At 76.5% G+C, this 10,063-nt stretch carries 1 protein-coding gene; it reads left to right on the top strand.

Annotated features, from left to right (window positions below; translation table 11 throughout):
* Positions 1–17: 17 nt before the first annotated feature.
* On the top strand, positions 18–10,046 hold the full coding sequence (locus tag ACFPZN_RS41275) for a type I polyketide synthase (RefSeq protein WP_378288039.1): 10,029 nt from the start codon (positions 18–20) through the stop codon (positions 10,044–10,046).
* The last annotated feature ends 17 nt before the right edge of the window (positions 10,047–10,063 follow it).

The raw sequence follows: 10,063 nt of genomic DNA, 5'->3' as shown, positions 1-10,063 counted from the left end.
ATGAGAAAGCGGAGTCGATGGCCAACGAGGTCGAGCTACGGGAAAATCTGCGGTGGGTCGCAGCCGATCTGCATCGCACTCGGCGCAGCCTGGCCGAGCTGGAATCGCGTGCGCACGAGCCGATCGCGATCGTCGGAATGGCGTGCCGCTTTCCCGGCGGGGTGAGTTCACCGGACGATCTGTGGCGCACGGTCGTCGACGGCGTGGACGCGATCTCCCCGCTGCCCGCCGACCGCGGCTGGGACCTGGCGGCGCTGTACGACCCCGACCCGGCGCGGCCCGGCACGCTCTACACGCGCGGCGGCGGCTTCCTCGACGACGTCGACCGGTTCGACGCGGCCTTCTTCGGCATCAGCCCGCGCGAGGCCGTGTCCATGGACCCCCAGCAGCGGCTCCTGCTGGAGACCTCCTGGGAGGCGGTCGAGCGGACCGGGATCGACCCCGCGGCGCTGCGCGGCAGCCCCACCGGAGTGTTCGTCGGCCTGGCCGGCGGCGACTACCGCACCCTCGCCGGCCGCGGCGCGGAGAGCGTCGAAGGGCACCTGACCACCGGCAACGCGGGCAGCGTCGGATCCGGCCGGATCGCCTACACGCTCGGCCTGGAGGGGCCGGCGCTGACCATCGACACCGCCTGCTCGTCCTCGCTGGTCGCGATCCACCTGGCGGCGCGGTCGCTGCGCCACCGCGAGTGCACCCTGGCGCTGGCCGGCGGCGCGACGATCATCTCCACCCCGGCGCTCCTGGTCGAGATGTGCCGCCAGCGGGTGCTCGCCGAGGACGGCCGCTGCCGCGCCTACGCCGCGTCCGCCGACGGCACCGGCTGGGGCGAGGGCGTCGGGGTGCTCGCGCTGGAGCTGCTGAGCGAGGCCGAGCGCAACGGGCACCCGGTCCTGGCGGTGCTGCGCGGCTCGGCGATCAACCAGGACGGCGCCTCCAACGGCCTGACCGCGCCGAACGGCCGGACGCAGCAGGCCGTCATCGAGGCGGCGCTGGCCGACGCCCGGCTGTCGGCCGCGGACGTCGACGTCGCCGAGGGGCACGGCACGGGCACCGTGCTCGGCGACCCCATCGAGGCCGGGGCGCTGCTGCGGACCTACGGGCAGGGCCGCCCGGCGGACCGGCCCCTGCTGCTCGGTTCCATCAAGTCGAACATCGGGCACACGCAGGCGGCGGCCGGGGTCGCCGGCGTCATCAAGATGGTGCTGGCCGTCCGCAACGGGCTGGCCCCGCGCACGCTGCACATCGACCGGCCGACCGGTCAGGTCGACTGGGACGGCGGTGCGGTCCGGCTGCTGACCGAGAACACCCCCTGGCCCGAGGTGGACCGGCCCCGGCGCGCCGGGGTGTCGGCGTTCGGGGTCAGCGGCACCAACGCGCACGTGATCGTCGAGCAGGCGCCCGAGCCCGGAACGGAGGCGGACGAGCCGCCGGCCCCGGAACGGCCGCTCGCCACCGGGGTCACGCCGTGGCCGCTCAGCGCTCGCGACGAATCGGCGCTGCGGGCGGCGGCGGCACGGTTGGCCGAGGCCGCGGCCGATCCCGCGGTGGACCTCGCGGATCTGGCCCGCACGCTCGCGGAGCGGACGCCGTTCGAGGAGCGCGCCGTGGTGCTCGGCACCGATCGGCAGGGCCTGCGCGCCGGGCTCGCGGACCTCGCCGAAGGACGCACCGGCCCCGCCGTCGTGTGCGGCCGGGCACGGGCCGGATCCGGCACGGTCTTCGTGTTCCCGGGCCAGGGCACGCAGTGGGCCGGGATGGCCGCCGGCCTGTACGACTCCTCGCCGGTCTTCCGCGCCGCGTTCGACGAGTGCGCGCGGGCGCTGGGCGCCTTCGTGGACTGGTCGCCGACCGCGGTCCTGCGCGGCGAACCCGGCGCCGCCGACCTGGACCGCATCGATGTCGTCCAGCCCATGCTGTTCGCCGTCATGGTGTCCCTGGCGCGGCTGTGGGAGCACTTCGGCGTCCGGCCCGCCGCCGTGGTCGGCCATTCGCAGGGGGAGATCGCCGCCGCCTGCGTCGTGGGCGCGCTGTCCCTGGAGGACGGCGCGCGCATCGTGGCGCTGCGGGGCAAGGCGTGGACCGCGCTGTCGGGCGGCGGCGCGATGGCGTCGCTGCGGCTGTCCCGGCAGGACGCCGCCGAGCGGACCGCCCGCTTCGGCGACCGCGTGACGATCGCGGCGGTGAACGGCCCGGCCGCGGTGCTGGTGACCGGGGACGCGCAGGCCGTGGACGAGCTGCTGGCCGAACTCGACGCCGACGGCGTCCAGACCAGGCGGCTGACCGGCGTCAACGCGCCGGGCCACTCGCCGCAGGTCGAGACGATGCGCGAGCGGCTGTTCACCGATCTCGCCGGGGTCGCGCCGCGGACCGCGGCGATCCCCTTCTTCTCCACGGTGACCGGCGCGCCCATCGACACCGGCGAGATGGACACCGCCTACTGGTACCGCAACGCGCGCGAGCCGGTGCTGTTCGAGCGGGCGGTCTCGGCCCTCGCGGACGCGGGCTTCACCGCCTTCCTCGAAGTGAGCGCCCATCCCGCGCTCGGCCCGGCCCTCCAGGAGACCCTGGAGACCGCGGGCGTGGAGCCGCTGCTGCTGACCTCGCTGCGGAGGCTGGAAGGAGGCCCGGAGCGGTTCCTGACCGCGCTCGCCGAGGCCCACGTGGCCGGAGTGCCCGTCGACTGGAGCGGCCAGACGCCCGGCAGGCGCGTCCCGCTGCCGACCTATCCCTTCCAGGGCGGCCGCTACTGGCTCGAACCGGACGCGGCGGCCCCCGCCGAGACGGGCACCGGGCAGAGCAGGGCCGAGCGGAGGTTCTGGGCCGCGGTCGACGACGCCGACCCCGCCGCGCTGGCCGGCGCGCTCGGCCCGGCCGGCGAAGCCGACGGATGGCGGTCGATCCTGCCGGAGCTGTCCGCCTGGCACCGCGCGGACGGCGAGCTGACCACCGTGGACGCATGGCGGTACCGGGTCGACTGGCGGCCCGTGCCGCCCGCCGGGAACGCCGCGCTCTCCGGGACCTGGCTGATCCTGGTGCCGCCCGGCGACCGCGCCGCCGCCATCGCCGGGCCGCTGGCCGGCGCGCTCACCGCGAGGGGCGCCGAGGCGCGCGTCCTGACCGTCGACCCCGCCCGCGACCCCGGAGGGTTCGAGGGCGTGCTCGCGGAGAGCGCGGGCACCGGCGTCGCGGGCGTGCTGTCCCTGCTCGGCGCCGACGAGCGCCGACACGAACGGCACCCGTGGCTCGGCACCGGCCTGACCGCCACCGCCGCCCTCGCCGCCGCGCTCGCCGGGCGCGGGGACGGCCCGCGCCTCTGGTGCCTGACCAGGGGCGCGGTGTCCATCGGCCGTTCCGACGCCGCCCCCGACCCGGCGCAGGCACAGCTCTGGGGCCTCGGCCGGGTGATCGGGCTGGAGTTCCCCGCCCTGCTCGGCGGCCTCATCGACCTTCCCGGCGAGCTCGACCGGCGTGGCGCCGACCGGCTGGCCTGGGCGCTCACCGCCGCGGGCGACGAGGACCAGATCGCCCTCCGCGGTTCCGGGGCGTTCGTCCGCCGCCTGGTCCCCGCTCCGGGCGGAGCGGCGGACCCGGACCGGACCTGGCGCCCGCGCGGCACCGTCCTGATCACCGGCGGCACCGGCGGCCTCGGCGCGCACGTCGCCCGCCGGCTGGCCGGCGGCGGCGCGGATCACCTCGTCCTGCTCAGCCGCCGCGGACCGGACGCGCCGGGCGCGGCCGAGCTGCGCGACGAGCTGGCCGGGCTCGGCGCGCGGGTCACCATCGCCGCCTGCGACGTGGCCGACCGGGAGGCGCTGGCGCGCCTGCTCGACACGGCCGGGCCCCTCAGCGCGGTGGTGCACGCGGCCGGCGTCCCGCAGGAGACACCGCTCGCCGAGACCACCGACGAGGAGTTCGCCGCGGTCATGGCCGCGAAGGCCGCGGGCGCGACCCACCTCGACGCGCTGCTCGCGGGACGGCCGCTGGACGCGTTCGTGCTGTTCTCGTCCGGTGCCGCCGTCTGGGGCAGCGCCCGGCAGGGCGCCTACGCCGCGGCCAACGCCCATCTGGACGCGCTGGCCGAGGCCCGCCGCGAACGCGGTGACACCGCCACCTCGATCGCGTGGGGCGGCTGGGCCGGCGGCGGCATGGTCGACGACGCGGCCGCCGCGTCCGCCGGCCTGCTGGGCATCCGGCTCATGCCCGCCGACCTGGCGATCCGGGCCATGGACACCGCGGTCGGCCTGGACGAGACCGCCGTGACCGTCACCGACATGGACTGGCCCCGGTTCGCCCCGATCTACAACTCGGCCCGGCACCGCCCGCTGCTCGACGAGATCTCCGAAGCCGTGCGGGCGGCACAGGCGCGGCCGGACGACACGGGCGCCGACGCGCCCGCGCTGCTGCGCGAACTGGAGCCCCTCACCGCCGCGGAGCGCCGTACCGCGCTGCTGGCCCTGGTCCGCGACGCGGCCGCCGAGGTGCTCGGCCACACCTCCTCCGGCGCGGTCGCCGCGAACCGGCCGTTCAAGGACCTCGGCTTCGACTCGCTGACGTCGATGGCGCTGCGCACCCGCCTGGCGTCGGCCACCGGGCTGCGGCTGCCCGCGACCCTGGCCTTCGACCACCCGACCGCCGAGGCGGTGGCCGCGCTGCTGCTGGCCGAGCTGTTCGGCGCGGAGCCGGCCGCGCCCGCCGCGCTCCCGGCGACCGCCGCGCCCGCCGAGGACCCGGTGGTGATCACGGCGATGGCCTGCCGGTTCCCCGGCGGGGCCGACTCCCCGGAGGACCTGTGGCGGCTGGTCGAGCGGGGCGCGGACACCGTCGGCGGCTTCCCCGGCGACCGGGGCTGGAACCTCGGCCGCCTCTACGACCCGGACAGTGGACGCCCCGGCACCTCCTACGTCCGCGACGGAGCCTTCCTGACCGACGCGGGCGGCTTCGACGCCGCGTTCTTCGGGATCTCGCCGCGCGAGGCCCAGGCCATGGATCCGCAGCAGCGGCTGCTGCTGGAGACGTCGTGGGAGCTGTTCGAGCGGGCCGGGATCGACCCGTCCTCACTGAAGGGCAGCCCGACCGGGGTGTTCGTGGGCGGCGCCACGCACGACTACGCCGCACTCCTGCTCGACTCGACATCGGCGACCGACGGATACGCGCTCACCGGCAGTGTCGGCAGCGTTTTGTCGGGTCGCCTGTCGTACGTGTTCGGGTTGGAAGGTCCTGCGGTGACGGTGGACACGGCGTGTTCGTCGTCGCTGGTGGGCCTGCATCTGGCGGTGCAGTCGTTGCGGTCGGGGGAGTGCGATCTGGCGCTGGCGGGCGGCGTGACGGTGATGTCGACGCCTGCGGCGTTCGTGGAGTTTTCCCGGCAGGGCGGGTTGGCGGCGGATGGCCGGTGCAAGCCGTTCGCGGCGGGTGCGGATGGCACGGGCTGGGGTGAGGGTGTCGGGCTGGTGCTCCTGGAGCGGTTGTCGGACGCCGAGCGCAACGGCCGGCAGATCCTGGGTGTGGTCCGCGGCTCCGCGGTGAACCAGGACGGTGCGTCCAATGGGTTGACGGCGCCGAATGGTTTGTCGCAGCAGCGGGTGATCGGTGCGGCGCTGGCGAACGCGGGCCTGTCGGCCGGTGAGGTCGACGTGGTGGAGGCGCACGGCACTGGGACGGTGCTGGGTGATCCGATCGAGGCGCAGGCGGTGCTGGCGACCTATGGCCAGGATCGCGAGCGTCCGGTGTTGCTGGGGTCGGTGAAGTCGAACATCGGTCATACGCAGGCGGCGGCCGGGGTCGCCGGTGTGATCAAGATGGTGCTGGCGCTGCGGGAGGGTGTCGTCCCGGCGTCGCTGCATCTGGACGAGCCGTCCCCGCATGTGGACTGGACCACAGGCGATGTGCAACTGGCCGACGTGAACAGCCCGCTCCCCGAGGTGGACCGGCCTTGGCGTGCCGGGATCTCGGCGTTCGGGGTCAGCGGGACCAACGCCCACGTGATCATCGAACGGGCACCCGAGCCTCCCGCACGCGAGGAAGAGCGCCCCCCCGACGTGGAGCTGCCGGTCCTGCCGTTCCCGGTGTCCGGCCATTCAGCGGAGGCCCTGCGGGAACAGGCGCTACGGATCCGATCCGCCGTGGACGGCGCCGAACCTGCCGATGCCGCCTTCTCCCTGGCCACGACGCGCGCCCATCTGGAGCACCGGGCCGTCGTCTTCGGCCGCACGGCGGACGACCTGCGCGACGGTCTCGCGGCGGTCGCCGGAGGAGCGTCCGCCGCCGGTGTGTGCCAGGACGTCGCCGTGGACGGCAAGCTCGCTGTGATCTTCCCCGGCCAGGGCACGCAGCGCGCCGGCATGGGCCGGGAACTGCACGCGGTCTTCCCCGCCTTCGCCGACGCCTTCGACGAGGTGTGCGCCCAGTTCGACCCGCTGCTGGAAAAGCCGCTGCGCGAGGTGGTGTTCACCGATCCCGAACGGCTCGGGCTGACCGGCTACACCCAGCCCGCGCTGTTCGCCGTCGAGGTCGCGCTGTTCCGGCTCGTCGAGTCCTGGGGCATCCGGCCGGACCACCTGCTCGGCCACTCGATCGGCGAGATCGCGGCGGCGCACGTGGCCGGCGTCCTGTCGCTGCCGGACGCCGCCGCGCTCGTGGCCGCGCGCGGCCGGCTGATGCAGGACCTTCCCCCCGGCGGCGCGATGCTGGCGGTGCGGGCCACCGAGGACGAGGTGCGGCCGCTGCTCACCGGCCGGACGGCCGTCGCGGCGGTCAACGCGCCGGGCTCGGTCGTCCTGTCCGGTGCGGCCGAGGACATCGCCGAGGCCGAGCGGCGCCTGGCGGGACGGCGCACCAGCCGGCTGCGCGTCTCGCATGCCTTCCACTCCCCGCTGCTGGAGCCGATGCTGGCGGAGTTCGCCGAGGTCTGCGCCGGGCTGCGGTTCCAGCGGCCGCGGCTGCCGATCGTGTCGACGGTGACCGGCCGGGCCGTGGCGGCCGACGAGATGGCCACACCGGAGTACTGGGTCCGCCAGGCGCACGCGACCGTGCGGTTCGCCGACGGCGTCGCGGCCGCGGCGGCCGTGTCCCCGGAGGTGACGTTCCTGGAGCTCGGGCCCGGTGCGACCCTGTCGGCGATGGTGCACGAGAGCCTGGGCGAGGACGCCGCCGCGGTCCCGGCGCTGCGCAAGGACCGGCCGGAACCGGAGACGCTGCTGGCCGCGCTGGCCCGGCTGCACGCCCGCGGTGTCGCGGTGGACTGGCCGGCGTTCTTCGCGGGCACCGGCGGGAGCCGGATCGACCTTCCGACCTACGCGTTCCAGCACCAGCGGTACTGGCTGCGCGCCGCGGCGCGGCCGGGCGACGCGGCGGACCTCGGCCTGGACCGGGTCGACCACCCGCTGCTCGGGGCGGGCGTCGAGCTGCCGGGCACCGGCGAGTTCGTGTTCAGCGGGCTGCTGTCCGCCGCGGCCACGCCCTGGCTGGCCGAGCACGTCATCCACGGCGCCGCCCTGCTGCCCGGCACGGTGCTCGTCGAGCTGGCGGTGCAGGCCGGGCAGCGGCTCGGCCATCCGCTGGTGGAGGAACTCACCCTGGAGGCCCCCGTCGCCGTCCCCTCCGGGGAGGGCGTCCAGTTCCGGATCACCGTCGCGGCCCCCGGCCTGGCCGCGGGGCGCGGGTTCACGGTCCACACCCGCGTCGGCGACCAGCCGTGGGCCAGGGCGGCGACCGGCGTCCTCGCCGTTCCGGCCGGGACCGCCGGGATCGCCGAGGACGACCCGGAGGCCTGGCCGCCGCTCGGAGCCGAACCGGTTCCGGTCGCCGGCTACCACGAGCGCGCGGCGGCGGCCGGCTACGACTACGGCCCGGCGTTCCAGGGGCTCACCGCCGTCTGGTCGCGCGGCGCGGAGGTCTTCGCCGAAGCGGTGCTGCCCGAATCGGCCGACGCCGGGGGATTCTGGCTGCACCCGGCCCTTCTCGACGCGGTGCTCCGCGCGGCCGCCGCCGCAGAGGACGCGGGGGACGCGGGGGAGGAGCGCCCACCGCTGCTCCCGTTCACCTGGCGAGGCGTCCGGCCGCACGCGGCCGGTTCGCGCCGGATCCGGGCCCGCATCCTCCCGACCGGACCGGATGAGCAGAGCATCACCGTCTATGGCGGCCACGGCCAGGTCATCGCGTCCATCGACGCGCTGGTGAGCCGCGTCGCGGGCCGCACCGGGCCGGCCGGGGCCGCCGCCGGGCAGGCGGTCTTCGCCCTGTCCTGGGAGGCGGTCACCCCACCGGCCGCCCCCGCTGGCTGGGCGTTCCTCGGCGGCGACGGGCCGGTCCGGCCGGTCATGGTCGTCTACCGGACCTCCGAGGGCGGCCCGGCGGATCTCGCCGTCGGGGCCCGGCGGGCCACGGAGGAGGCCCTGGCCCTCCTCCAGGACTGGCTGGCCGACGATCGCTACGCCTCGTCCAGGCTGCTGCTGGTGACCCGCGGCGCGGTCGCCGCCCGCGACGGCGAGGCGGTGCCCGACCTGGCGCACGCGCCGCTGTGGGGCCTGGTGCGCTCCGCGCGGTCCGAGCACCCCGGCCGGTTCGCGCTCCTCGACCTGGACGCGTCCGCCGATCTGGACGCGGTGCTGCCGTCGGCCGCGGCCCTGTCCACCGCGGAACCCGAACTCGCCGTGCGGGACGGGGAGCTGCTGGCCCCCCGGCTGGCACCGGCCGCGGCGGGGGAGGCCGGCCCGGTGTGGGACACCACCGGAACGGTGCTGGTCACCGGCGCGACCGGTGCTCTCGGTGCGCTGCTCGCGCGCGACCTGGTCGCCGTGCACGGGGCGCGCCGTCTGCTGCTGACCAGCAGGCGCGGACCCGGCGCGCCCGGCGCGGACGACCTGGTCGCGGAGCTGCGTGCCCAGGGCGCCGAGGTGGAGCTGCACGCGTGCGACCTCGCCGATCCGGCCGCCGCCGCCGCGCTGCTGGACCGGGTCCCCGCCGAGCACCCGCTGCGGACGGTCGTGCACACGGCCGGGGCGGTCGACGACGGCCTGCTCACCGGGCTGACCCCGGACCGCCTGCACGCCGTGCTCGCGCCCAAGGTCGACGCCGCGGTCCGGCTGCACGAGCTGACCGCGCACCTCGACCTGTCCGCGTTCGTGCTCTACTCCTCGGCCGCGGGCGTGTTCGGCGCGCCCGGCCAGGCCGGGTACGCCGCCGCCAACGCCTTCCTCGACGCCTTCTCCCAGCACCGCGCCGCGGCCGGGCTTCCCGCCGTCTCGGTGGCGTGGGGACCGTGGGAGGTGCGCACCGGCATGACCGCCGGGCTGTCCGAGGTGGACCGCCGCCGCATCGGGCGCGGCGGGTTCCTGCCGCTCTCCGCCGGGGACGGGCTCGACCTGCTCGGCAGGTCGGTCGGGCTGGGCGCGCCGTCGGTCGTGGCGGGACGGCTCGACCTGGCCGCGCTGCGCCGCCGCGCGGAGGAACCGCCCGCGATGCTGCGCGCGCTCGTCCCCGCGCCGCGCCCGGAGCCGCGCCTCCCGGCGGGCGGCGGCGGGACCGCCGACCGGCCGGCCGGTTTCGCCGGCCTCGACCCGGCCGAACGCGCCAAACGGCTCCTGGAGCTGGTCCGCGACGAGGCGGCCGCCGTGCTGGGGCATCCGACGGCCGAGGCGGTCGCGCCGCGCAAGGCGTTCAGCGACCTCGGCTTCGACTCGCTGGCCGCGGTCGAGCTGCGCAACCGGCTCGCCACCGCCACCGGACTGCGGCTTCCCGCGACGATGGTGTTCGACTTCCCGAACCCGGAGGCGCTGGCCGCCCGCCTCGCCTCCGAGCAGGCCGCCTCCGCCCCCGCCCCCGGCGCGGCCGCGCTGCGGGAACTGGACCGGCTCGCCGCGCTGCTCGGCGAACTGCCGCTGGACGAGGCGTCCCGCGGACCGCTCAGGGCGCGCCTGAACACCCTGCTCGCCCGGCTCGGCCAGGACGACGGCACCGCGGCGTCCGGCGAGCTCGAATCGGCGTCCGGCGAGGAGCTGATGAACCTCATCGACGCCGAGTTCGGCGTTCCGGCCGACGACTCGTGACCCGAACCGCCCCTTCG

It is taken from the genome of Actinomadura rugatobispora (genome assembly GCF_042656285.1).
Taxonomy (GTDB): Bacteria; Actinomycetota; Actinomycetes; order Streptosporangiales; family Streptosporangiaceae; genus Spirillospora; species Spirillospora rugatobispora.
This window is presented reverse-complemented; position numbering and strand designations above follow the sequence as displayed.